This is a genomic window from Pseudarthrobacter sp. J1738, assembly GCF_050490315.1.
Lineage (GTDB): Bacteria > Actinomycetota > Actinomycetes > Actinomycetales > Micrococcaceae > JBNPEO01.
Genome location: NZ_JBNPEO010000010.1, coordinates 18,640 through 43,219 on the forward strand (window position 1 = coordinate 18,640; position 24,580 = coordinate 43,219).

The 24,580-nt window shown below is 62.5% G+C and carries 24 protein-coding genes, 1 tRNA gene and 2 pseudogenes; 8 read left to right on the plus strand and 19 right to left on the minus strand.

The features are described 5' to 3' along the window. The first annotated feature begins 133 nt into the window (after positions 1-133). The 3 genes from pstC to pstB are packed head-to-tail and all read left to right on the plus strand — an operon-like array spanning position 134 to position 3,006. Positions 134-1,066, plus strand: a complete 933-nt coding sequence (pstC, locus tag ACQR35_RS11945; protein ID WP_430270152.1) for a phosphate ABC transporter permease subunit PstC — start codon at positions 134-136, stop codon at positions 1,064-1,066. After that, the gene (gene pstA, locus ACQR35_RS11950) at positions 1,067-2,176 is read left to right on the plus strand and encodes a phosphate ABC transporter permease PstA (RefSeq protein ID WP_430267718.1); all 1,110 of its coding nucleotides are present in this window, start codon (positions 1,067-1,069) and stop codon (positions 2,174-2,176) included. 50 nt (positions 2,177-2,226) lie between these two features. Continuing rightward, a complete protein-coding gene (gene pstB, locus ACQR35_RS11955) occupies positions 2,227-3,006 on the plus strand; it encodes a phosphate ABC transporter ATP-binding protein PstB (RefSeq protein ID WP_430270153.1) in 780 nt (259 codons plus the stop codon). Positions 3,007-3,105: 99 nt separating this feature from the next. Here pstB and ACQR35_RS11960 read toward each other — a convergent pair whose 3' ends face one another. Genes ACQR35_RS11960 through ACQR35_RS11970 form a run of 3 tightly spaced genes read right to left on the minus strand, consistent with a single transcriptional unit; the run spans position 3,106 to position 6,159 of the window. Continuing rightward, positions 3,106-4,632 carry a tripartite tricarboxylate transporter permease gene (locus ACQR35_RS11960; protein ID WP_430270154.1) on the minus strand — a complete coding sequence of 509 codons (1,527 nt, stop codon included), beginning with the start codon at positions 4,630-4,632 and terminating at the stop codon, positions 3,106-3,108. A gap of 1 nt (position 4,633) precedes the next feature. Next, positions 4,634-5,149 (minus strand): tripartite tricarboxylate transporter TctB family protein, encoded by a 516-nt coding sequence (locus tag ACQR35_RS11965; protein ID WP_430270155.1) that lies wholly within the window; start codon positions 5,147-5,149, stop codon positions 4,634-4,636. After that, positions 5,146-6,159, minus strand: coding sequence for a Bug family tripartite tricarboxylate transporter substrate binding protein (locus ACQR35_RS11970; RefSeq protein WP_430270156.1), 1,014 nt, complete (start codon positions 6,157-6,159; stop codon positions 5,146-5,148). The genes ACQR35_RS11965 and ACQR35_RS11970 overlap by 4 nt, the downstream gene beginning before the upstream one ends. A 169-nt stretch (positions 6,160-6,328) precedes the next feature. Here ACQR35_RS11970 and ACQR35_RS11975 point away from each other — a divergent pair, with 169 nt between their 5' ends. Then, entirely contained in the window at positions 6,329-7,993 is a 1,665-nt protein-coding gene (locus ACQR35_RS11975; protein WP_430270157.1) for a sensor histidine kinase, read from the plus strand. After that, on the plus strand, positions 7,990-8,661 hold the full coding sequence (locus ACQR35_RS11980) for a response regulator (protein WP_430270158.1): 672 nt from the start codon (positions 7,990-7,992) through the stop codon (positions 8,659-8,661). Before ACQR35_RS11975 ends, ACQR35_RS11980 begins: the two co-directional genes overlap by 4 nt. Positions 8,662-8,664: 3 nt before the next feature. On the opposite strand, the gene ACQR35_RS11985 is transcribed toward ACQR35_RS11980, so the two are convergent. From ACQR35_RS11985 to ACQR35_RS11995, 3 genes are all read right to left on the minus strand, one after another. Next, on the minus strand, positions 8,665-9,681 hold the full coding sequence (locus ACQR35_RS11985) for an inorganic phosphate transporter (RefSeq protein ID WP_430270159.1): 1,017 nt from the start codon (positions 9,679-9,681) through the stop codon (positions 8,665-8,667). Continuing rightward, on the minus strand, positions 9,682-10,299 hold the full coding sequence (locus tag ACQR35_RS11990) for a DUF47 domain-containing protein (protein WP_430267726.1): 618 nt from the start codon (positions 10,297-10,299) through the stop codon (positions 9,682-9,684). A 312-nt stretch (positions 10,300-10,611) separates the two neighbouring features. Beyond that, positions 10,612-11,271 (minus strand): hypothetical protein, encoded by a 660-nt coding sequence (locus ACQR35_RS11995; RefSeq protein ID WP_430267727.1) that lies wholly within the window; start codon positions 11,269-11,271, stop codon positions 10,612-10,614. A gap of 260 nt (positions 11,272-11,531) precedes the next feature. Here ACQR35_RS11995 and ACQR35_RS12000 point away from each other — a divergent pair. Beyond that, a tRNA-Lys gene (locus ACQR35_RS12000) sits at positions 11,532-11,607 on the plus strand. Positions 11,608-11,641: 34 nt separating this feature from the next. Continuing rightward, positions 11,642-11,809, plus strand: a complete 168-nt coding sequence (locus ACQR35_RS12005) for a hypothetical protein (RefSeq protein ID WP_430270160.1) — start codon at positions 11,642-11,644, stop codon at positions 11,807-11,809. A 351-nt stretch (positions 11,810-12,160) separates the two neighbouring features. Here ACQR35_RS12005 and ACQR35_RS12010 read toward each other — a convergent pair. From ACQR35_RS12010 to ACQR35_RS12060, 11 genes and pseudogenes are all read right to left on the minus strand, one after another. Next, positions 12,161-13,393: pseudogene (locus ACQR35_RS12010) on the minus strand (recombinase family protein); the annotation flags it as partial. 29 nt (positions 13,394-13,422) lie between these two features. Further along, entirely contained in the window at positions 13,423-13,638 is a 216-nt protein-coding gene (locus ACQR35_RS12015; protein WP_430270161.1) for a hypothetical protein, read from the minus strand. Beyond that, positions 13,635-14,222: a hypothetical protein gene (locus ACQR35_RS12020; protein ID WP_430270162.1), complete on the minus strand. Its 588-nt coding sequence runs from the start codon at positions 14,220-14,222 to the stop codon at positions 13,635-13,637. Before ACQR35_RS12020 ends, ACQR35_RS12015 begins: the two co-directional genes overlap by 4 nt. Further along, positions 14,222-14,683, minus strand: coding sequence for a single-stranded DNA-binding protein (locus tag ACQR35_RS12025; RefSeq protein WP_430270163.1), 462 nt, complete (start codon positions 14,681-14,683; stop codon positions 14,222-14,224). The genes ACQR35_RS12020 and ACQR35_RS12025 overlap by 1 nt, the downstream gene beginning before the upstream one ends. Before the next feature lie 81 nt (positions 14,684-14,764). Then, positions 14,765-16,543 (minus strand): type IV secretory system conjugative DNA transfer family protein, encoded by a 1,779-nt coding sequence (locus ACQR35_RS12030; RefSeq protein ID WP_430270164.1) that lies wholly within the window; start codon positions 16,541-16,543, stop codon positions 14,765-14,767. Then, complete coding sequence (locus ACQR35_RS12035; RefSeq protein WP_430270165.1) at positions 16,540-17,088, minus strand: hypothetical protein; 549 nt, start codon at positions 17,086-17,088, stop codon at positions 16,540-16,542. Before ACQR35_RS12035 ends, ACQR35_RS12030 begins: the two co-directional genes overlap by 4 nt. After that, positions 17,089-18,573, minus strand: coding sequence for an ATP-binding protein (locus tag ACQR35_RS12040; RefSeq protein ID WP_430270166.1), 1,485 nt, complete (start codon positions 18,571-18,573; stop codon positions 17,089-17,091). It lies immediately after the preceding gene. Then, the gene (locus tag ACQR35_RS12045) at positions 18,570-19,403 is read right to left on the minus strand and encodes a hypothetical protein (protein WP_430270167.1); all 834 of its coding nucleotides are present in this window, start codon (positions 19,401-19,403) and stop codon (positions 18,570-18,572) included. Before ACQR35_RS12045 ends, ACQR35_RS12040 begins: the two co-directional genes overlap by 4 nt. A gap of 91 nt (positions 19,404-19,494) precedes the next feature. Further along, positions 19,495-20,952 (minus strand): SCO6880 family protein, encoded by a 1,458-nt coding sequence (locus tag ACQR35_RS12050; protein ID WP_430270168.1) that lies wholly within the window; start codon positions 20,950-20,952, stop codon positions 19,495-19,497. Between the two features lie 6 nt (positions 20,953-20,958). Further along, entirely contained in the window at positions 20,959-22,344 is a 1,386-nt protein-coding gene (locus ACQR35_RS12055; RefSeq protein WP_430270169.1) for a conjugal transfer protein TrbL, read from the minus strand. A gap of 35 nt (positions 22,345-22,379) precedes the next feature. Next, positions 22,380-22,652 carry a DUF6112 family protein gene (locus ACQR35_RS12060; protein WP_430270213.1) on the minus strand — a complete coding sequence of 91 codons (273 nt, stop codon included), beginning with the start codon at positions 22,650-22,652 and terminating at the stop codon, positions 22,380-22,382. Between the two features lie 161 nt (positions 22,653-22,813). Here ACQR35_RS12060 and ACQR35_RS12065 point away from each other — a divergent pair, with 161 nt between their 5' ends. Continuing rightward, a complete protein-coding gene (locus ACQR35_RS12065) occupies positions 22,814-23,092 on the plus strand; it encodes a hypothetical protein (RefSeq protein ID WP_430270170.1) in 279 nt (92 codons plus the stop codon). 6 nt (positions 23,093-23,098) lie between these two features. Here the strand turns inward: ACQR35_RS12065 and ACQR35_RS12070 are convergent, their stop codons facing one another. After that, entirely contained in the window at positions 23,099-23,365 is a 267-nt protein-coding gene (locus ACQR35_RS12070; protein WP_430270171.1) for a DUF6112 family protein, read from the minus strand. A gap of 11 nt (positions 23,366-23,376) precedes the next feature. Next, positions 23,377-24,570, minus strand: a pseudogene (locus tag ACQR35_RS12075) (M23 family metallopeptidase); the annotation flags it as partial. Between the last annotated feature and the right edge of the window lie 10 nt (positions 24,571-24,580).

The window sequence follows — 24,580 nt, forward strand, 5'->3', positions numbered from 1 at the left end:
GGTTCCCCGTCTCCTGCTACCCGGCAATTAGTCGCCTGTGGCAGGGGCGGGGAACCTCCCCATGTGGGACCATGCTTGAAAAGGACATCCCGGCAATCGCCGGTTATTCTCCTCGAACGGGAAGGGTCGTGAAGTGACCACCACCACACTGACCAACTCCACGGCCGCAGGGCGTGCCGGGGACAAGGTCTTCTCCGGGGCCACCTTGGCCGCGGGTATTTTGATTCTTGCAGTCCTGTTCGGGGTGGCACTGTTTCTGGTAGTCCAAGCCGTTCCGGCCTTGTTCGCCAATCCTGCAGACATTCAGGGTGGCCAAGGCTTCTGGGCTTACATTTGGCCGATTGTTATCGGTACCTTGATCGCCGCCATCATCGCGCTGGTCATCGCAACCCCGATTGCCATCGGCGTCGCGCTCTTTATTTCTCACTTTGCTCCCCGCCGGCTCGCCTCCGGACTGGGATACGTTATCGACTTGCTCGCGGCTATTCCCTCGGTGGTTTACGGCGCCTGGGGTGCAGCGTTTCTGTCTAGGGAAATTTCCCCGGCCTATGGATGGCTGGCAGAAAACATGGGCTGGCTGCCGATCTTCCAAGGACCCGCCTCGGCCACTGGTAAAACCATTCTGACCGCGGGCATCGTCCTCGCCGTGATGGTTCTGCCCATCATTACCTCGATGACTCGAGAAATTTTCCTCCAGACGCCCAAGCTGCATGAAGAAGCAGCCCTCGCTTTAGGTGCTACGCGCTGGGAAATGATCAAAATGGCGGTGCTGCCCTTTGGCCGCCCCGGAATCATCAGCGCAGTCATGCTGGGCCTGGGCCGTGCCCTTGGTGAGACCATGGCCGTTGCATTGGTGCTCTCCTCCGGTGCACTTACCGCGAGCCTGATCCAATCCGGTAACCAAACGATTGCCGCTGAAATTGCCTTGAACTTCCCGGAAGCGGGCGGTATCAAGGTCAACACACTGATCGCTGCGGGCCTGGTCCTCTTTGTGATCACTCTCGGCGTGAACATGATCGCTCGCTGGATTATCACCCGGCACAAAGAATTCTCGGGAGCTAACTAAATGAGCACCACACTCACCACTGGGCGGAAACGATCGGCCCTGACCAAGGGCCAGTTGCCCAAGTACGCTCCTTGGATTGTCTTGGCAGCGGCAGTGATTGTTTCGGCTGCGATCTTGGCACTGATTGGTTTCAACGCTTTCGGGTGGGGTGTTGTTGCCGCCATCTTGTTCACCATTGGTTTGGTGTCTTGGAGTGCAGCAGTTGAGGGCTCACGTAAAGCGAAAGACCGTTTGGCCACCTGCTTGGTTTACGGCTCATTCTTGATTGCCCTCTTGCCGCTGGTTTCGGTTATCTGGACCGTTTTGGTCAATGGTATTCCGGGGCTTCTTACACCGGGCTTTTTGGGCACCTCCATGAACGGTGTGACCGGAGCGTCGGACAACAAGGCTGTTGAGAACGGAACTAAGGTTCTGGGCGGTGTTTACCACGCGCTTTTGGGTACCGTGCAGATCACTCTTCTGGCCACCATCATTTCCGTGCCGGTTGGCTTGCTCACCGCGATCTACCTGGTGGAATACGGCAACGATAAAGTCTTGGCCCGCACCATCACCTTCTTTGTTGATGTGATGACCGGTATCCCCTCGATCGTGGCCGGTTTGTTCGCCGCAGCCTTCTTCTTCGCCGTAGTGGGGCCGGGCACCAAAACCGGCGCCGTTGCCGCCGTCGCACTTTCGGTGTTGATGATCCCAGTAGTGGTGCGCTCCAGTGAGGAAATGCTCAAGATCGTCCCCAACGAGCTCCGCGAGGCGGCGTACGCGCTCGGTGTTCGTAAATGGCGCACCATTCTCAAGGTGGTTATTCCGACGGCGATCTCAGGTATCGCATCTGGCGTCACCTTGGCGATTGCTCGCGTTATTGGTGAGACCGCCCCGATTCTGGTCACCGCGGGATTTGCAACGAGCATCAACAACAACGTTTTTGGTGGTTGGATGGCTTCGCTGCCTACCTTCATCTACACCCAAATCTTGAACCCCACGTCACCGTCTAACCCGGGGCCTTCGGATCAGCGCGCTTGGGGTGCGGCCTTGGTGCTTATCCTGTTGGTAATGATCTTGAACCTTGCCGCACGGTTGATTGCCCGAATGTTTGCTCCTAAGACCGGCCGCTGAGCTGGTTTCCCAACATCTTTTTGCAGACCTCCAGTTAGTGAAGGAACTCCATGTCTAAGCGCATCGACGTCAAGGACTTGAACGTCTACTACGGCAAATTCTTGGCCGTTGAAGACGTCAACATCAACATTGAGGCTAAGTCCGTTACGGCTTTTATTGGCCCTTCGGGCTGCGGTAAGTCCACCTTTTTGCGCACCTTGAACCGTATGCACGAGGTGATCCCGGGCGCGCGTGTTGAGGGTGAGGTCCTCCTTGACGGGGACAACCTCTACGGCCCTGGTGTTGACCCGGTAACGGTCCGCACGCAGATTGGTATGGTCTTCCAGCGTCCTAACCCGTTCCCCACCATGTCCATCCGTGACAACGTGCTGGCCGGTGTGAAGCTGAACAACCAGCGCATTTCCAAGGGTGCTGCTGACGCGTTGGTGGAGAAGTCATTGCGCGGGGCTAACCTCTGGAATGAAGTCAAGGACCGTTTGGAGAAGCCCGGTTCTGGCCTCTCAGGTGGTCAGCAGCAGCGACTGTGCATTGCCCGCGCCATCGCCGTGGAACCTCAGGTCATCCTGATGGATGAGCCTTGCTCGGCGCTTGACCCGATCTCCACATTGGCCGTTGAGGACCTCATCAACGAGCTCAAGGATCAGTACACAGTGGTGATCGTGACTCACAACATGCAGCAGGCAGCTCGTGTTTCTGACAAGACCGCGTTCTTCAACATCGCTGGCACCGGTAAGCCCGGCAAGCTGATTGAGTTCGCTGAGACGTCCACTATCTTCAATAACCCTTCCCAGAAGGCCACCGAAGATTACGTTTCTGGCCGCTTCGGATAAACCGCCCAGCGCCAAAGCAACCCCAGCTGTAACTCAGCCCGAGTACGACGTCGGCCCGCACCTCATAGGTGCGGGCCGACGTCGTACGTGTTTAAGGTTTCAGCCGATAGTGGTTCCGCTAGGCGATTGCGAGCCGGTTGCGAGCCGTTTGCGCTGGATCAGACGGACTACAAACGGCGCCGCCAAGAGCAGTGCCACAAGAGCGTAAACCACCACTGCCACGGGCTCGTTGAAGAGCCCGGCCGGATCGCCCGCGCTCAACTGCAACGCCTTACGTAATTGACTTTCGATCCGTGGGCCCAAGATGAGGCCGATAATCAGGGGCAGCACGGGGAGCCCAAAGCGTCGCATGGCGAAACCGAGAGCACCCAATACCAGCAAGATCATCAGGTCAAAGGCCTGGAGGTTCACGGCGTAGGCGCCTAGGGTGGCGAAGAACAAGATCCCTGCATAGAGGTACGGGCGCGGGATTTGGAGCAACTTTGCCCACAACGGTGCCATGGGCAAATTGATCAGCAGCAGCAAGGTGTTGCCAATAAAGAGGCTCGCGATCAGGCCCCAGACCAACACCGGTTCGTTTTCAAAAAGGAGCGGGCCGGGCTGGATGCCAAATTGCACCAGGGCTGCGAGCATCACTGCCGCTGTGGCGTTGGTGGGTAGGCCAAGCGCCAAGAGAGGTGTCAAGGTGCCAGCGGCTGAAGCGTTATTTGCTGCTTCCGGGCCGGCCACACCTTCAATAGCGCCGTGGCCGAATTCTTCCTTGTGTTTGCTGAGTTTTTTCTCCACCACGTAGGAGAGGAAGGTGGGAACCTCCGCGCCGCCAGCCGGCATGGCGCCGAACGGGAAGCCCAGCGCGGTTCCGCGTAGCCACGGCTTCCAGGAACGTTTCCAGTCCTCTTTGCCCATCCAGGGTTGGCCCACAGGGATGGTGGTGGTTTGTTTGCGGCGCAAGTGCGCGGCAATCCACAGCGCTTCCCCCACGGCGAAGATGGCAACGGCCACCACCACAATGTCGATCCCGTCGCTCAGTAGGGGGATGCCAAATACCAAGCGCTGCTGCCCGGTCACCGGGTCCATGCCAATCAGACCGATTGCCAGGCCAAGGCCGAGCGAGGCGAATCCGCGGATCTTTGACGAACCCAGCACGGCTGTCACGGTGAGCAGGCCCAGAATCATGATGGCGAGGTAGCTGGAGGGGCCCAAGCTGACGGCGAACTTCACCACAAAGGGTGCACACACGGCCAGCAGTGCCGTGCCGATGGTGCCTGCAACAAATGAACCGATCGCGGCTGTTGCAAGCGCCTGAGCGGCACGGCCCGCCTTGGCCATTTTGTGGCCCTCGATCGCTGTGATCACGGTGGATGATTCGCCGGGGGTGTTCAGCAGGATGGACGTGGTGGAGCCACCGTACATACCGCCGTAGTAGATGCCAGCAAACATAATCAGTGCGCTAGTGGGCCCCAAGGTGTACGTCACGGGCAGCAGTAGTGCCACGGCCATGGCCGGACCAATGCCGGGCAGAACACCAACTGCTGTACCCAACAGCACGCCAATGCAGGCGTACATAAGGTTCATGGGGGTCAGAGCCGTTGCGAAGCCCTGCATCAGGAGGTTAAAAGTGTCCATGTTAGAGAATTCCCGCCAAAATACCGGCAGGCAGTTTGATGCCTAGGCCGAAGTAGAAACCGTAGTAAGTTCCAAGCGCCAAAACTACCGAGACGATCGCGTCGCGGAGGTAGTGCCGGCTGCCGAGTGCCCAAACGCTGCAGTAGAAAAGCAGGGTTCCGGAAATAACCCAACCGGCAACGTCAATCAGCAGAATGTTCAGAACGAAGGCACCCACCAGCGGAAGTACTGTTTTCCAGTCTGTGGGGTGGCTGAGGGCAACGTCCTCGCCCTCTTCTGCCTGACCTGCGCCGCCGCGAAGTACGTTCACTGTCAGGGCTACCGCGGTAATTAGCAGGAGCGCGCCGATGATCAACGGCATGGTGCGCGGACCTACGGGGTCCGATTGTGAGTAGGGGACAACAATGCGGGAGGCGTCTACTAGGACTACGGCGCCAACCGCGCCGAGCAGGGCGGCAATGCCCAGCTCGGCGCGGTTTTTGACCCGGGAAGTCCCGGTCTGGGCTTGCTCGGTCACGCGAGACCCAACTGCGACAGCACGTCAGCTACGCGCTTGTCTTGGTCCGTGAGGAAGGTCTTGAACTCGTCGCCGGTGATAAAAGCATCGGTCCAGCCGTGGTCCTTAAGAGCCTTCTTCCATTCTTCGCTGCCGTGCATCTTGGTCAGTGCAGCAACAATGTTGGCTTGGTCAGCTTCGGAAACACCTGGAGGGGCCACAATGCCGCGCCAGTTGCTAAATTCCAGATCAATCTTGGATTCTTTCAGCGTGGGAGCGTCAACGCCCTCGAGCCGCTCGGCACCACTGGTTGCCAGAACGCGGATCTGACCGGTCTTGATCTGCTGGATGTATTCGCCAGCACCGGATGCTGCGAAGCCCAGCTTGTTGCCCAGAATGGCCGGCAGCAGGTCTCCACCGCCGTCGAAGGAAACGAAGTTAACATTCTTGGGCTCAATACCCACTGCCTGTGCAAGCTGCATGGGGAGCAAGTGGTCAGGACCGCCAGCGCTGGATCCGCCGCCAACTGAGATCTTTTTGGGATCGGCTTTCCACGCGGTGACCAGGTCATCGATGGTTTTGTAAGGCGAGTCCTTGGAAACCATGATGGCGCCAGGCTCTTGGATGAGGCGGGCCAAGGGGGTGGTGTCAGTCAGTTTGGCCTCGGACTTGTTGGTGTAGCTGGCGCCAACCACGCCCAAGCCCATCAGCATGGTGAGGTCTTTGTTGCCCTTTTCATTCACCAAACGGGCCAAGCCCACTGTTCCGCCAGCGCCGGCAAGGTTGAATACCTCGGTGTTGGTGGCGGTTTTGGTGTCATTCATAACCTTGGCTGCGGTGCGTGCGGTGGTGTCATATCCGCCACCTGCCGTGTTGGGAACCATAATCCGCAGTCCGGTCAAGGGGCCGGAGCTGGATCCTGCGGAGTTTTCGGTTTTAGCTCCGGTTCCGCTGGTAGCGCCACATCCGGTGGCTGCAATCATTAGGCCTGCAGCGACGGCAATGGCGCGCAGTGCTTTCGATCGACGCATTTGTTCCTCTTCTCATCTTTGGTGGGAGTGGAATAACCGTAAGGGGGAAAGTGACATGGCTCACCTTTGTGTTCTCAAAGATTGTTTTGTTCATTGTGGTCACGCCTGGAACGCCCTAGGAGGGTACACAACTGGCTCATAATGAATGAGACCAAAAGAAGGACGTCCCGTGCCCACCGTTGTGCCGAGCCGCAATCCACTGTTGCCAAAGCGCCGCCGCTTATCCCTTGCTGGGCAGTACCTGGCCTTGCAGTTGCTGATTGTTCTTGCCGTGCTTGTGGGCGTTATTGCCATTTCCTTGCTGCAATCAGCTGCCACCTTTGAACGTGTTGAGGGGCGCCGCGCACTTTCCGCCGCCGAGAACCTCGCCGCTAACCCTACGGTGCGCGCGCTTATCCCCACGGCCCAGCCCCGCCACGGTGCCGCACTGCCGTCACTCGCGGAGTCCGCCAGGACAGTTTCCGGCTCAAGCATTGTGGAGCTAGCAACCGCCAGGGGAATAGTTTTGACCTCGCAAAACCCGCTGGATATTGACTTGCCACTGCCGTTGGGTAGAAGCGATGTACTGCAGGGCCGGTCCTGGACGGGAACCGTGGAGATGGACGGGGACACGGTCTTGGTGGCTCACGTACCAGTACTCGACGACGACGGAAAGACGGTGGGGATTGTCGCCGTCGGACGTGAATATCCTTCCCTGTGGCAACGTTTAGGTGACACGGTCCCGGACCTGTTGGTGTATTTAGGTGTCTCGCTCGCGCTTGGCGCGGCGGGTTCATTGCTGCTGTCACGCCGGGTGAAGCGCCAAACTCTGGGCTTGGAACCGGAAGAAATCGCCGGGCTGGTGGAGCATCGCGAAGCTATTCTGCACGGGGTGAAGGAGGGCGTAATCGCCCTGGACCAGCAAGAGCGCGTCACAGTAGCTAACGAGAGCGCCAGAGAATTTTTGGGTCTACCACAAGAGTGCGTGGGCCACACTTTGGATGAGCTGGGCGTGGATCAGCACTTGCGCGCGGACCTCACCACCGAACAGCCCGACGCCGACCGGCTGGTTTTGGCGGGCGAGCGGCTATTGGTGTTGAACCGCAAACCAGTGAGCAGTAGGGGCAAAGTGATCGGTTCGGTCACCACACTGCGCGACCGAACAGAACTTTCCACGCTTGAACGCGAGCTGGGCCGCAACCGCAGCGCCACCGACACACTCCGCGCCCAAACCCACGAATTCGCCAATCAGCTGCACACGATTTCCGGGCTCATCCAGTTGGGTGAATTTGATGAAGTGGTGCATTTTGTGGACGGTGTGAGCCGGAACGGGATCTCGGATCAGATCACCTTACGGATCAAGGACCCGGCGCTCGCAGCCCTCCTGATTGCCAAAAACAGTCTTGCTGGGGAGCGGAATGTTGAACTTCGATTAGAGCCATCTTCGGCGTTGGGCCGTGTGGACGAGGGGCTGTCTTTGGACCTGACCACCGTTGCAGGGAATCTGGTGGATAACGCGGTAGATGCGGTAGCCAGTACACGGGGTGCCACTGTGGTTGTGACCATCGTGGAGGACAAAGAATGGGTGACTGTGAAAGTTCGGGACTCGGGGATGGGCGTGGAAACTGAACGAATTGAAGACATTTTCCGCCGTGGTTACAGCACCAAAACAGTTGCTGGAGAAGGCGCCGGCGAGGGTGGGCGTGGTTTTGGCCTGGCGCTAACCCGGTTGGTGTGCCGCCGGCGAGGCGGGAGTGTTGAGGTGGTCAACGATCATGGTGCCGTGTTCACCGCAACGCTGCGTAAAAGCATGACCGTTAGCGGCGCCGAGTGGGAAGGTTCGGGGGAAGAGTGATCAGGGTTCTAGTAGTCGATGACGACTTTATGGTGGCCAAGGTGCACGCTGGGTTTGTTCGGCAGAACGATGGTTTTGAAGTGGTGGGTGCTGCTCATACGGGCGAGCAAGCAGTAGCTGAAGCCAAGCGTTTGCGCCCGGACCTGGTGCTTTTGGACATCTATTTGCCGGACATCAACGGCCTTGACCTCCTCCACCAACTCCGTGAGGTTCTTCCAGAGTTGGATGTTCTGGTGATCAGTGCTGCCCGCGAGGCTGAGACGGTTCGCAAAGCCTTGCGTGGTGGGATTGTGCACTATTTGATGAAGCCGTTTTCAGCAGAGGACCTGCGCGAACGGCTGCAGCACTACCGGGAAAGCTACCGGGCGCTCTCCGCAGGATCTGCCGGGCGCGCGGCTGACCAGGCTGAAGTGGACAAGGTTTTTGGGCTTGGCGGTGTGGTGCGGCCATTACCCAAAGGATTCAGTGCTGAGACCTTGCGGATGGTTAAGGAGTTCTTGCGTGATGCCCAGAATGACCAGTCCGCTACCGAAGCAGCAGACGTACTTGGCACCTCGCGAGTGAGCGCTCGGCGTTACTTGGAGTACCTCGTAGAGGAGGGGCGCGCCGTCGTTCATTTACGGTATGGGGCTGTGGGGCGGCCGGAGCGCCGTTACAGCCGCAGCTGATCCTTAGCGATACAGCGGCGACTGGGCCAGCTGCAGCACAAAGGCCAGCAGAGCGCACATCACCGGGGTCAGCAGCCAATAACCCAAAACTCTAATCACCAAGGAACGGTTGGTGGTGCTGAAGGACTGGTTGGTTCCAGCGCCCAGAGTGGCAGCTGTGACGGTGTGTGTGGTGGAAAACGGTAGGTGGAGTCCAATCGCGCCAACAAACAGCATGACCGCACTGAGCAGGTGTGCCACAAAGCCGCGCAAGGGGTCGATCCGCACCAACCTGTGGCCTAATGTGTGCGAGATCCGCCAGCCGCCACCCAGCGTCCCCAAGGCCATACAGACCAGCACAAGGACAATCACCCAAACCGGGCTTGAACCGTTAGCGGGGAGAGCATCGGCAGCAATCAGGGTCAGCACGGACAGGGCGATTCCGCGCTGTCCGTCTTGCAGTCCGTGGCCAAAGGCCACAGCCGCAGCGCTGACCGCTTGGGCATGCCGCAACCGCCGGTTCACCACGCTCGGTTGCATGTGCCGCACCACCCAGGTCACCGGGACTACCAAAAGATACGCGCCAGCGAAGGCCACAATCGGCGAGAGTAAGAGCGGGGCCAACACCAGTACCCACAAGGACTGGCCAACGTCAGCAACCACCCCGCCACCGAGGAGCGTACTGGCCAAGGCTGCACCGGTGAGGCCACCAACAATCGCGTGAGTTGATGAGGAAGGGATGCCTCGCCACCAAGTAAAAACGTTCCACAAGATGGCGCTGGCCAAAGTTGAAACAGCCACTGTAACGCCGTTGAGACCAGGCGGCAGCACAACCCACGATTGGCTGATGGCAAGCGCGAAGGGGACGCTAATGAGCACACCAAGAGCGTTAAACATCGCCGCCAAAAGCACGGCGATGGAGGGAGTCAGTGCGTTGGTGCGGACCGCAAGTGCGACGGCGGCAGAGACATCGCGGAAACCGTTCAGGAACGTAAAAACGGCTACCAAAACGATCGCGAGGATCAGGAAAGCCAAAACCATTTAGGATTCCTTGACGATGATGGCACCCACCTGGGTGGCCACTCGCCTCATGTCCTTGGTGATTTCCACGAGTTGATTGGCCACGTCCCGATTGCGAGCGTACTGGGCGGACTTCATGTCCTTGATCAAATCAGCAACCCAAACCCGGTGCGTCCGCTCTGCGCGCCGAGCGAGGCGCAGGATTTCAATCCAGTAGTCCTCAAGATCGTCAAGGTTGTCTAAGCGCCGCATGGCGTCAGCAGTAAGTTCGGCCTGGCGGACAATGACTTCCAGTTGGTCAGCGGCGCGTTTGGGCAAGCGGTCCAACTTGTACAAGGCAATAAGTTCGGCGGCGCCGTCGAGCTTTTCCATCGCTTCGCTGAGGAAGCGCGAGAGGGTGTACATGTCCTCGCGTGGGAGCGGATTCACAAAACTCGTGCGCATGTGGGTTAGAAGTGCGTAGTGCAATTCTGTTGATTTGCCCTCGTGCTGGTGCATTTCTTCCACCAGGCGGTCGTATTCGCTCAGGGGGGCGCCCAAAACTTCTGAGAGTGTTCCGGCGCCAACAACAATTTGGCGTGCCATCTGGGACAGTAGCGTGAGGCCAGCTGTCTCTTGAGGGAAGAGGCGCAGTTTCAAAATGTACCGGACTTCAGATGAGAAGAAATAGGGTGCGGAGCCCGGCCAAAGTCATCGGTTGGACTACCGGTACTTACTTTACCGGCCCATCCATTTGGGTCTGTGCGTCCACCCGAAAATGGATACAAAAATGGTGCCGAACCGGATACGCCTCTCGGCGGTAGGCCGCTCTAGGCGGCTAAATGTTGAAGCCCGGGGGTTTCGCGGTTCGGCACCAAGTTCAGTTTTCTACTCCCGCGCACTGAAGTCAACATTGACATTTTGGCGGAGAGCGCGCTGGGCTGTTGCTAGTCCGTGGTGCTAGTCCAACTTCTAGTCCAACTCACCGAGACGCCACGCGTTGGCCGCGTGCTCAAGATCCTCTGCGGTTTTGACTAGCTGGTGCGAATTTCTGGTGAGTTTGCTCGCGTGACCCTCATTGCCCGGCTCAGCACTGTCCGCAAGATTGGCCTGGCCTAGGGCTATAACGCGGCAAAACGCTGCCGAACGTTCCAGTGCAACGTCGAATTCGCCGTCGAACGCTCCGGACAAAATGGCGTCAGCCATAACTTTTAGCTCTTCAGCTCCCGGAGGTTCCGCCGCACCGGCCACGGCGTGAGCAACCTGCGCGGTGTGCTTACCTGCGTTGAAGTAGACCGAGATTCGCTCGGGGTCAGCGAGTGTTGCGGCGCGCAGTGCGTAGAGCCGCCACAGTGCTCCAGGGAGGGAACGAGCGGGGGCTTCGGCCCACATTTCGGCGATGGACTCCAAACCCTGCTCATCAGCCAGCTTTACCAGCCGTTTGGTGACTTTAGGGTCATCGCTTTTGCGGCCGCGGTGAACCAAAGCGTGCGCGGCTAAGTGGGCTGCCTCAGAAACGCGGGCTGGATCGGCGCCGCCAGCAAAGGGCTCAAAATCCATGGGGGCAAAGGGTTTGGGCTTGTGGGGCCGGGGGATAGAGCCGCTGTTGCCGGGACCGCTTTGTTGGTTCATACAATCACGCTACTCCTGAGACGTTGAGCGGTACAGTCTGCAGTTCTGCGCTGCTTTGTATCGTGCCGGAGCGGACCTCTGGGGAACTGTTGGCTGCGCTGATTTTGTAGTGTTTCGGCACTGTACTGGTTTGGTGTATTGGCCCGGTATTTTTCCGGCAGCTGGGCTCGAGGCGGAGGTGAGGCGATTGTTGGGGTACAGTATTAACGTCCAGAAATGGACTGGGCCGTAGGGCGCCGGAAACGGCATTCAAACGGCAGGGGCCTTTAGCTCAGTTGGTAGAGCATCGGACTTTTAATCCGTGGGTCGTGGGTTCGAACCCCACAGGGCCCACCAAAATTTCGTTGTTCAAACCGCCGACGTTTTCGGTTTGAATCCTCCTATCGCTCCCTTGGGCCTCGTGGTCCAGGGCGAGCGTGTGGATCTCGGGGTTGAACAGCACGTTGAAGGGTGTTCCTGGCTCGCCCTCGACGGTGTCGGAGTCCTTCTTGACCCAGATCTTCTCGAAGAACGCTTGGTTGCAGATGCGTCGGAGTGAGTCGTCGATGCTCATGTAGAGCTTGTGGCAGTCACCGGCCAGGGCGAGGCAGTCTTCGAGGTGGGCTTTGGCTTGCTCGTACTCGGTGGATGAGGCTTCGATCTGCACGTCGAGCCAGGCCAGGCGGCGGCCGATCCGGTCTTGTTCGGTTTTGAGAAGATCGACGGGGACGGCTCCGGCGTAGTGGGCTTGCAGGAGTTTCCCGCGTTCGTTGCGCAGCGCGTCGCGTTCGATGGTGTGGGCGTGGCGTTCCTGGGCCGCTGAGGCGTAGAGCCTGTCGAACTCGTCGGTGATGAGAGTCCGCAGCGCGTTGACGATGTGTTCGGGGATCTGGATGCGCCGGTAGTAGTCCTCGACTGCAGCCTCGATGTCGGGCACGAACATCGACTTCCGCTCACAGCCGGTGCGCTTGGAGTGCCTTCCTGCACAGATGAAGTATGGGTAGATGATCCCGCGGCGGCTCTTCGCGTGAGTGAGGATGAGGCGTGAGTCGCAGACGCCGCAGTAGAGGGTGCCTTTGAGGTAGTGGTCGTGGGCTTGGGTCTTCTCCCCGGAGTTCTGCTTCGCGTTCAACACTGCCTGCACGCGGTACCAGACTTCGGTGGGTACGAGGGGTTCGTGCATGCCGTCGTAGCTCGCACCCCGAAACGAGACGGTGCCCTTGTAGTAGGGGTTGGAGAGCATCTTCTGAATCGACGACAACACGGGCGGCTTCGATGGCCGCTTCGGTGTCGGAACGCTCATCAACCCCCGGTCGATGAGCGCTTCGTGCAGGGTGATGGTCGAGTAATTCCCGGTGGCGTACGCCTCGAACGCCCACCGCACCAACGGTGCACGGGCCGGGTCGATCTCGACGGTGCGGATCTCACGACCGAGTTCATCCCTCTTGGTGATGTTGAGGTAGCCGATGGGGGCTTTCCCGTTGGTGCCGCCCGTGATCGCCTTCTCCGTCATGCCCTTGGTGACCTCGTTGGCAAGGTTGCGACTATAGAACTCGGCAATCGTGGACATGATGCCGTGCAGCAGCATCCCCGACGGGGTCTCATCGATGTTCTCCGTTGCGGAGACGAGGATGACGCCGGCGTCCTTCAATGCGAGATGGATGGCGACATCGTCGGCACGGTTACGGGCGAGGCGGTCGACTTTGTGGACGATGCAGTAGGCGACGTGGTTGGTCTTGACGTACTCGATCATCCGCATCAGTTCGGGCCGGTCAGCGGACTTCGCAGAGGCTCCGGCGTCGACGAACTCTTCCACGACCACGGCCCGCAGGTCGCGGGCTTTGCGGAGGTTCGCTTCGCGCTGTGCGGGGATCGAGAAGCCCTCGTCGCGGCCGCCGCGTTCGGCTTGTTCCTTGGTGGAGACGCGCAGGTAGGACACGGCGAGGGTCGTGGTCTCGCCGATGCGCTCCCAATCGGTATCGGTCGGTGATTGGTCGGTCAGGGTGGTGCTCATGGGTCGTGTTTCCTTCCCCGGATGTTCGGGGCCAGCACGAGCAGACAGGTATCCGCTGGTGCGGTGCGACTCGTAAAGGGGAAACACGACCCGGCAACAGATACCGGGTAAGCCACGAAGGCCAAACATGACTGCGCACCCCGACCGAACCCGCGGGCTCAGCCGTTGGCGTGTTGCGTATCTGATTCTACCTCGCCACCCCGACAAGCAGCAGTGGAGGTGGCGGTGGTCTTGTCGCTCTTGGCGCGGTCCAGGGCCATGCCGATGAACACCTGGGCGAGCTTGTGCAGGTCCGGTGACTCCCGTAGTTCTGCTTCCAGCTCGTGGTCACGCATCCGCGCAGGTAACCGGCTATCGGGGGTGTGGGTGCTCATCGAACTTCTCCGGTTTCTTCGTCGATGCGCGCGAAGAACGCATCCTCCGATGCCCGACGTGCGGCGACCTCGGCGAGGACGAACTTTATGAACTCCTTCTCCCGATGCGCGATCACGAAATCCTCAACAGGCGGGCCAGGCTTCTGGCCGGGCCAGATCGTCTGCCGGGTCGGGCGGTCACGATCCAACCTGGTGCCCGAGGCGGCTACCCAGTCGCGGAGGCGCTGGCGGGCGTCGGCGAAGTCGCGGTGCCAGCCCAGCGGGGCGGAGCCGTCTTGTGCGGGGTCGTAGGCGCACAGCCAGTGCAGGTGCAGCGCGGACAGCTCCCACAACAGCTCCGGGTGGTGGTGCCAGAACGGTGGGATCACCGACGCCGGGAGTCCGTAGGTGTGGCGGAGCCAGTTCACCCACCTGTTCAGTTCCAGCCACTCGACTTCCAGATCGTGCGAGAGCAGCAGGTTCCAGTTCACCGGATGCGGCGGCCCCGACATCTCCTGGCCGCCCGGCCTGGTGGAACCCTCATCGAAGTCGGGTTCGTCGAAGTCCGGCTCATCATCCGGCGGCGTGACGTTTGGGATGTCCATTACAGGCCGATCCCGCCTGAGGTCGGCCCGCTCTGGGTGCGCTGCGGAGCATCGAACGCCGTGGCGGCTCGCGCGGGCGCGTCCTGCTCGATGCCGGTGTTGCGGGGTGTGCGGTCCACGTCGTAGCGGGTGCGGGCCATGTCGTGGCCGAGACGACGGGCGACGAACTCTTCGCCCTCGACCTTCTGCCCCTCGCGCTCGTAGGCGTACTCACGGACGTAGCCTTCGGCCACGATCTTGTCGCCCTTCGCGAGGCGTTCCGCGCCCTGCTCGGCAGCGGCCTTGAACGCGACCAGGTTGTGGAACGTGGTCTCCAACTGGGTGAACGACCCGTCCTCCTCGGCCCGGTAGTGCTCCTTGCCGACCTTCATGAACAGCCGCGCATCGCCCTGCTCGGTGCGGGTCAACTGCGGCTCCGAAGCCACGAACCCCGAAAACGAATCCTGCGTCTGAATAGCCATCTGCCTGTCTCCTGACACTTACGTGGCCCCATCGGACGGGGCCACCGTGAAGGTCAGGTGCACTACACCGACCACGCGACGTCAGGTGTCAGAGGGACGCTGCAGGAGGCCTTCGATCTCGGCTCGGTCACGCTTCAACTGCTCCGTGTCTGGACGACCGGGCCATGCGCGCAGGTCGGTCACGATCGGTGGTGCGGCGCGTAGGAGGGTGACGCCGGTGCCGAAGGGCAGGGTGCGGATGCGGTCTGGCGGCAGGATCGGCACCCGCCTCACCGAACGCTGATTCGACCGCGTTCCGTGATCCCCGAGGGTCACGGAGTCGGTGAACTCGTCGCGTTCGCCGATGAGGGTGGAGAGGTCTTGGAGGTCTTTGGAGTTCGATGCCCCGCCGAGAATCACCTTGACGATGGAGGCGTCCCAGATCGCTCCGGCCTGGTTCTCGCTCCATTTGTCGCGGGCCTGGGCGAGTGACTGCAATACGGGAAGCGTGGTGATTCCGGTGCCGCCGCCTTCTGCCATGAGCGTCGGCAGTGACGGGAGTGGTGCGAGGTTTCCAATTTCGTCGAGTGCGAGCAGGAGTGGTGGGTCGAGGCGGGCGCCGGGTGAGCGTGCGGCGATGCGGCGGGCGGTTTCGATGAGGTCTTCCACGAACGCCGTCACCAACGCCGCCGAGGCGCCCGCTCCGGCACCAGTGGCGAGGAGATACAGCGTGCCGCGGTTCTTGATGAAGGCTTCGGGGTCGAAGTTCTCACCCTCACTCGGACTCACGGCGTCGAGGACGCGCGGGTCGGCGAGGGCACCGAGTGCGAGGGAGACGCCTTGCCAGATGGAGTCGCGGGTGCGGGGGTCGGAGTCGATCATCGCCTCCAACGAGTCAGCCCACCCCGCCGCCGCGTTCGGGTTCGCGGTGAGAATCGCGACTGCCTCAGCAGCAGCCGACGGATCAAGCGTCCACCGGAACAGTTCAGCCGGTGAACGATGATCCAATGCGGCGGCGTGGAGGAGGCCTTGGAGTGCGGTGCGGGTCTTTCCTTCCCAGAACCCACCGGACTCGACACCACCAGCAGAGAGTCCGGTGGCGGAGGCGAGCCCGGTGGCGCGAATCATCGCTGTCAGCGGGTCCTCACACCCCCGGACCGGGGACCAGCGCAGGCCTGCGGGGACGCCTTCGGCGAGGTGCTGCGGATCGAACACCGCGACCGGACCCGCATTACGACGACGAGCACGGAGTGTGACGGTGAGATTGTCCGGTCTCGTGGAGGTCGTCACCACAGCGCCGGGCGCGTCGAGGATCGCGTTGATGACGACGTGTAGGCCCTTGCCGGAGCGGGGCGGCCCGATCAGCAGAATCGAGTCCTCGACCGACGCCCACACCTGCTTGCCGCGTGAACTGCCGAGCAAGTAGCCCACATCCTGCGGCTCCGGGTTTTCGAGTGACGGCCGCAATGCTGATGCCCTGCCCAGGAGCGCTTTTGCGGAGGTTGTCTGTGTGACTTCGTGGCTGGTGGCGGTGCCTGCGAGTCGGCGTGGATCTGTTTCGACCTTGCGGGAGTGTCTGCGCCATTTCGTCCAGCACCAGCCGAGCCCGACCGTCACCCCAGTAAGCAGCACGGCAGTGACGATCCAGTAGACGGCCGGGTTCAGCCCATCAGCTCCGAGTGCGGCGCTGGGGTCGCCTGGGTTGAACAGCACGGCCATGCCGCCTGCGGGTCCGCTGGTGGGCTGCGCGGTGCCGGTGATGAACGCGGCTACCGACCCGGCTCCGCGCAGGACGAGGCCGAGGGCGAAGACCCCGATCAGTCCGATAAGGGCGGCGTTGGTGAGTTCGTCACCCATGCTCCCGGTCTGTCGTTCGTTCATGGCAGCGGCCTGACGTGGATGGTGCCGGAGATCCGGCCGAACAACAGCACATCCCGCGCCCCGCCCTGAGAGGACGGGAGCTGGCTCAGATCGAGAAGCGCTCGCGCCGTACCGCCGGTGGCGTCGGTGTGAGCGACGATGACGGCGACCGCGACATCCTCGCCAGGCAAGTATCCATCGGCGGTGACCTCCACCAGTGCCGGGGTCTTCCGCCTCCGCAGCGGCTGCTCAGCGATAGTGGGCGGTTCGGGCTCTGGTGCGCGGGTGCGCTTTCGGGGATGGATGAGGTCGGTGAAAACACTGCCGTCTACCTCACGGACCTCGATGCGCACCGCCACAGTGCGGTCCTTCGTGACGGCATCGAGCAAGTCAGCGAAGCCGCCGCGCGTCCATTCCCCGCGAGGAGGTGGCGGGAACACCGCCCCGTCCACGGTGACATCGAGCGCTCCGGTGTTGGTGACGATCACGCGGACGTTCGGGAGCACCGCCTGCACCGAGGCCTCATCCCCGTTGGCTGCGTGCTTTTTGTGAGGGTGCAAGTTCATCTACTTCACCCCTGAGATGAGACGGGAGCTCGTGTCGAACATCTCCAACTCAGCGGGATGGAGCTGGTGCTGGCAAACGAAGGATCTGTCCTTGATCCGCCACAGTCCTTGCCCGATGCCCAACCCGGGGAGGAGCTTCTGTTCGGTGCCGGTGAGTCCGAGGGCGCTGGCGGTGGCTCCGAGCTGGTCGGATTCCTGCCGGTACACGATCCGTGTCTCCGCGTTTGCGAGCAAGGAGTTGGCGAGGGAGCGCATGGCTGAGCCTTGGTCGCCGACGTTGTCGAGGTCGGTGAGCTTGTGGAAGATCAGCATGTTTGCGATCCCGTAGTGTCGCGCGAGCCGCCAGTGCGCATCCATCCGCCGCAGTAGCGCTGGGTGGGACATGAGTCGCCAGGCTTCGTCGTAGATCACCCACCGCTGACCACCATTCGGGTCCAGCAGTGCGGATTCCATCCACGCGCTGGAGCACGTCATGAGAACGCTGATGAGGGTGCTGTTTTCGGTGACTCGTGAGAGGTCGAGGGAGATCATCGGCAATGACGGATCAAACCGCACCGTTGACGGCCCATCGAACAAACCGGCAAGATCGCCCGCTACGAGGCGGCGGAGGGCGTGCCCGACGAGCCGCCCGTCTTCCGCGAGCCGGCCGTCGGTGTCGTCGGAGGGGTTGAGTATGCGGTCGACGACCATCGGCAGGATCGGCACCGTGTTCTCCCGCACCGTCTGCGTCAGCGCGAGGTCGATCGCGGTGTGCTCCAGTGGTGTCAAGCCCCGCGCGAGGACGGTTTCAGCGAGGGCTCCGATGAGGTCGCGGCGGCGGGAGGCGACGGTGGCGGCCCATTGCTCATCCGAGAGGCCCGAGGTTCGCATGCCTTCATCGAGCGGATTCAGCCTCGTGTTCAGGCCGTGGCCGAGGACGATCGCCCTCCCGCCGACGGCCTGTGCGACTGCGGTGTGTTCGCCTTTCGGATCACCGGGGACATAGACCCTGCGGCCGAACGGCAGGCTGCGTGTATAGAGGGACTTCGCCAGCGAGGACTTCCCCGAGCCGACGATCCCGGCGAGGACTACGTTGGGTGCGGTGATGATGCCGCGCGCGTAGAGCACCCACGGGTCATAAACGAAGCTCCCGCCAGAGTAGAGGTCCTGCCCCACGAACACGCCATCGGAGCCGAGGCCACCTTCTGCGACAAACGGATACGCCCCAGCCAACGTCGCCGACGTGTCCTGATGACGCGGCACCCGGAACCGGCCCGGCGACCGCAACGCCGCAGCACCCGGTTCACCGGAGGCGGGTAGATAGGTGGTGGCTCGCCGTTCGGCGCGCTCGGCCTCGGCCTTCGCGACAGCCGCAGCCTTCTCCGCCTTCCGCTGTTCGGCGGTGATTCGTGCCGCAGCCTGACGGCGTTGCTTGCGCAGGCGGCGCTTCTCCGCCGTCGGGGCGACAAGGACAGAGGTGTGGAGACGTTCGGGTTCGGCGCTCATCGGCCGAGCCCCCGCCCGGTGACCTGGGAGGGGCGGCCTGAGCTGGCGAACCAGTCCTTCTTCGGAGCAGCCTCGACGCCCCGCGCGGTCGCTATGGTGGTCGCCGCTGCGGGCGCGGCTCGACCTGGGCCACCGCCGAGACCGCCTGCAGCTACCGGCCGCGCGGGTGCCGGTGCCGGGTCTGTGAGGCCGGGGTCGGGCAGGACGTCGTAGGTGCGGTAGAGGCTGACGTGGCCCAGCGCCGGTTCGTAGCTCAGCGTGTACTCGCCCTCGGTGACGGTCCGGTCGAACGTGCCCACCGGTGGGGTGTCGTAGACGTACCCGTTCGAGAGGGCCGCGTCGGTGGTTTCGTCGCCGTAGTCCCACTGCTTGAGGTGTTCGATCCCGGCGGTGGTGCCGTCGCGGTGGATGAGGTCGAGTACCTGGTCGGCTTCTTCGCCTTGGAGGAACACGACGCTGACCCACCGGCGGCTGGTGGCGGGTTCCTCGTGCCAGGCGATCCGCCCGGCCGCGCTCATCGCCGCATCGAGTCGGTCGTGGGCGGCGTCGATCAGCGTGGCGGCCTGGTGCAGCTCATCTGCCACCGCCAGCGCATCTTTCGCTCCGGCTGCGGGGTCGCCGTCGTCGTTGAACGCGCGAGGTTGGCCGGTGATGTGGGCGGAGGCGAGCTGGTCGAAAACCTGCCGCAACGACCGCGCCCCCGCGAGGAGATCACCCAGCACCCCATACATCTCGCGCGGCTGCTCGACACGGATGGTCGCGTGGGCAAGACCCCGGAGCGCTTCGGACGCTTCCGCGGCGTCTTTCGTGGGATCGGAGAAAGCGGGCATGACGGGGCCTCCATAACGCAGTTGAGGGACAGCCCCACGCAGGTGCGCGGGCTGTCCCTCAGGTGCACTCACCACCCCCTCTCGCTCGGGCTTAGACCTTCCGGCACAGCGGTAGCGCCGCTGCCGTAAACGCTGCCGCCTGCTGACCAACCAACAGCCGGGTCTCACACGAGGCTTGGATCGCTGCCTGCTCAATCGCAGCAACCGCAGCGTCGAGCTCGTTCACGGTGGGTGCTGTGATGGTGACCAGGCCGGTGTAGCGGAGGATGCCGTGTCCTGCGGTGAGGTCGGCTTCCTGCTGCAACACGTCTTGATACTCGGCGGTTTGGGAGGCGTCTTCGATCTGCCCGATCCGTTGCCGCTGCGCCTGATCGCTGATGTGCTCGACCTTCTTCTTCCTGATGTCTCGTGCGGCTTGGTCGGAACGCATGGGGGTGCAGATCAACGAGAACGAGCGTTGAATCCCGGTCGAGAGCAGCACCGGCGACAGGAACCCCGGATACACAAGCGAGCGGGGCCATTCACTGATCCACAGCGTGGCGTGGTGGGCGGAGTCGGTGCGGATACGACCCCACGATTCATTGACCGCGACGGGGCCTGCGGTGGCAAGCGACTGGCCGACCTCCCCGTGCCGTTCCAATGTCGCCGCGATTGCGGGGTCGTACGCGGAGCGGAGAATGACAGCGATCTGCCCTGGCGTGAGCCACCCAGAGGGGTTCAGGTCCGCCGACCGGAGCGCTGCGGTCAGGGTCGCCATCTCCTGCCTCAGCACCGCGGCTGCACCCCGCATGCCACCACCGGCGGTACGGATCTGCCTCCCGGCCGCGCGCATGTCCAGTGAGAGCGACAGGGTGGTGGCGTGGCGTTCCCCGGCAGGCCCGGCTCGGTCGATGAGTTCGCCATAGGTGGTCGAAGCCCAGGAGTCGTCGTGGGTGCCGTGCGCGGCCCACCACTCCGCGAGCCCGGTGCCGGAGTCTGGCAGGGTGCGTTCGAGGATCTGCAAGGTCGCGATCCGTCCGGATCGGCAGACGGTGGCGAGGACGCGGCCCCAGGAGGTGACGCGGCGTTCCTGCTCACCCGGATCAAGCAGCACGAACGCGGGATGCGTCACTTCGCAGACCACAGTGAGGGTGCCCGCGTGGGGGTCGTGGATCATCCCCGCCTCGGTCTCCGGGTCGGTGAACTCCCGCAACCTCGCCATATCCCCAGGCAGTGCGAGGGTCCCGACGGGGCGGGGTGCGACAACTTTGCGGCGGTATATGAGTTGCCCGATCGTCGTGCGCCAGATCCACCAGCACCCGACCGGCAGCCATTCCACCAGCGGCCGTCCTGCGATGGGGATCCAGGTGAGGGCGACCGACAGTGCCCAGATAGGTGCGGTGTAAGCCAGGAGGATGCCACCGCCTGCGTAGAGGGCCCCGACGAAGGAGAGGATGCCGACCGCGAGCGTCACCAGTTGCGGAAGCGACAGTCCGAGGAGGACGCCGCGGCGGGTGAGGCGGGAGAACTTCACCGGCACCAACTCACTGGCACTCTTACTGCTGCTCATGGCGGGTTACTCCTTGCTCGGTGGCGGGGTCGGGCTCGACGGCGGAGGCGTGGACGGCGGAGTTGCTGACTTCGGCACCGGCGTCGAAGGAGGAGCAGGTGTGCCTCCCTGCGGTGGAGTCGCGTTCTGGTTCGCGCCGTCCGCTGCGGCTTCGCCCTGCCCGCCGAGGGCATTGCCTGCCTTACCGCCCGCGTCGAAGGAATCCTTGGCAACCTTCGCCGCGATCACCGCTGCGGCTACCGGGGCCGCGACCGCAGCACCTGCACCTGCCGTACCGGCCCCAGCTCCCGCGCTGCTTCCAGTGGCAGAGGCCCCAGTGGCTGACGAAGACGCAGCAGGTGCCGGAGCGGGCTTCGGCGTCGGTGCTGGCTTCGCACCACCACCACCACCGCTACCGGGCTTGCCAGCTCCGCCACCGTCTGCTCCATCGAGAACCTTCTGCGGGTCCCCGCCCTGAGGCTTGGACGGCACCGGCATCGGCCGGTTGAGTGCCTGCTTCGCGTCTTGTTCGGAGCCGATGGCGTGGTACATATCGAAGCCCACGAACGCGATGAACTTATACGTCAGATACGGCGCGAACGCCGCCATCGCCATCAACACGACGCCCGCGATGGGGTCGCTGATCGACGCGAGATCCATGTCAATCGGTGCCGACACCTGGGTGATGGCGACGAGGAACATGACGACCAGCACCAGTTTGGAGGCGATGAGGGCGATCACGAACATTGCCCACTTGCTGATCCACCCCCGGCTGGCGTCCCAGGAGGAGCCGGAGAACGCCAACGGTGCAAACACGATCGCTACCAGGAGCAAGGCTTTACGGATCAGCAGGGAGAGCCACACGATGGCGGCGGCACTGATGGCGAGGCCTGCGAGGAAGATGGTGATGATCGCACCGACCCCTGGGGCGGCGATATTGATGCCCGCGAGGCCCGCGACGAGGAGGGTGATCTTGTCGCCCATCGTGGTGGTTGTTTCGCCTGCGGCTTGGATGATGCCGGTGCAGAGCTGATCCACGATCTCCAACGCCAACCCCGTCAGCGTGATGACCACGAAGCTGCCGAGCACCGATTTCGCCAATCCCAACGCGGCGCGGCTGAGGGCGGTGGGGTCGCGTTTGATGAGGCCGGTGATGAGTTGGAGGCAGAAGAACAGCAGCATGATGAACACTGCGATCCCGAACACCAGGTTGTAGACACTGATGTAGCCATCCGAGGTGACGTCGACGAGGGTGGTGGTGTCGAAGACGTTCCAGACGGCCTCGAACAACCATCCGGCGGCGTTGCCCATTGCCTGGGCGAGCCAATCGAACGGTGCCGAGATCAGGGCGCCGGCGGCTTCGCCTGCGATATCGCAGACGTTGGAGATGAGAGGAACATCGCAAACCCCCATCACAGACCTCCTTCAGGTAGCGGTGATCGGGCTGGTCAGACTTGCTGGCCGACGTTCCAGAAGAAGTTGATGAGCGTCACCGAGGCCCCGCAGATGACCGCGGCACCGCAGGAGACGAGGACGCCGATCTTCCCCCGCCCCGCCAGATGCGGGTTCGAGGAGTTCGCACCGAAACCCCACACGATCGCGCTGATAATCAGGGCGAGCACGCTGAGGATGAGGCCGACGGTCATGACCGCGCCGACGATGGTGCGGAGCTGCGCGATACCCGGCAGGCCCGAGTCGTTGGGGTCGATGTTTACCTCCATCGGAATGAGAACCGGGGTGGTGAGGACGGAAGAGATGAGATCGAACACGAGAAGGCTCCTGACACGAACAAGGCCCACACGGTGTGGGCGGCGGAAGGGTTCGCGTGTCAGGTGCACGGCGCCGACCTCATTTCCCAGGCGTGTTCTTTACGCTGGGAGCTATGGACGGGGAGCTGGCGTTACGGAAAGCGCTGATGCAGGCGGATCGCGGCGATCTCGCGGCAGCCGACGCAACGCTCCGCGGGCTCCTTGACACGGAGCCGGTTGGCGTGTTGCGGGTCCGAGCGCTGGTGGTGCTGGGCGATCTGCTCAGCAGTCAAGATGCCCCGGCAGCACACGAGGTGCTGACCGAGGCGGTGACAGTGGCAGCGCAGATCAAGGGCGCTGATGACCTGCTCGATGTTGAGCTGGAACGCGCCTGCGAACTTCTCGAATCCTGACCAGGTTTAGAGCTGGTCGCCGACGGCGATGAGCCAGTTCATCCACGCCACCCCACCACCGGCGAGAGCCGCCGCGCCGACAGCGACGAGGAGGCCCGTGCGGGCTTTCGATGCGGTGGCGTGGTTGCCGTGGGCGGAGGCTACTGCCCAGGTGATGGCGCAGACGATGAGCATGAGTACGGCGATGATGAGCACGAACGTCAGCAGCGCTCCGATGACTTCTTTGAGGTCTCCGATGCCGCTGATGCCCTCGAAGTCGGGAAACACGTTCACGATCCGCTCCCTCCACTCGTGCATGATCCTGTTGGGGTGATGTCTCCGGCGGGGAGGTTCGCTGCCCCGTGTTCGGTGAGCCAGGCCGCGGGGTCGATGTAGTCGCCGTTGGTGCCGCCGATACGGACCTCGAAATGCAGGTGCGGCCCCGTCGAATACCCCGACGAACCGACATCGGCGATGTGCTGCCCCGCCGTCACCCGATCACCAACGGAGACGTGGATGCCGTTCTCCCACGAGTGCGCATACGCCGTCGCCACCGTCTGCCCGTCGACGGTGTGCTCGATCACGACGAGACCCCCGTAGCCGCCGGTGTATTCGGCGACGGTGACGATGCCGTCGGCGGCAGCAAGGATCGGGGTCCCGTCGGGGCCTGCGAAGTCGGTGCCGGTGTGGAGCTTGTATTCGCCCGTGATCGGGTGCTCGCGCATCCCGAACGGGCTGGTCATCACCCAGGTGCCCTCCGGCAGCGGGAACACGATCCGCGACGACTCAGCCACCGGGCCACCAACCGCACCACCCGAGCCCGAGTCGGCTGGTTGCGCGCTACTGCCACTGTTCACGGTGAGGGCTTGCAGGATGGCCTCGGCGACGGGTTCGTAGTTCTGATACCTGTCCGGGTACGCCGACACTTCGACGGCTTGGGCGACTTCGCCCTTATCCATCGACTCCCACCCCGGGATATCCAGCAGGCCCCTGGGGCTCGGATAGTTGGGTCCGGTGGGTCCGCCGAAGAACGCCCGCGCCTGGTAGGTCGGGTCCATGAGGTCAGCGACCGTGCCCCACCCGGACTGCGGACGCATCTGGAACAACCCCAGGGAGTCGTGGTCTCCGCCATCACCGTCGTTCGGGTAGTCAGCGGATTCGAGGTAGGTGCTGGTGTTGGAGAGCATGCGGAGGGTGGATTCGGTGAGGGCGGCCATGATCGCGATCTGCACCGCATCCCGATCCACACCCTCGATACTCGAGCCGGTGGTGATGATCGTGGCGGCATGGGTGAGCTGCTGCTTATTCAGCGTGAACGAGTACCCATCCGCCGTCGTCACCGCCAGGGAATCCGGGATCTCACCAACGGTCAGCCCGGTGGTGAGGCAGGTGGCGTTCGCGGTCTGTGCGGGGTTGATGAGCGCCCCGATGGACACGAGCAGGACGGCCGGGGCGAGGAAGATCAGAGCGATCCCTGCGAGAGCGAGCTTCTTGAACACGACGCACCCG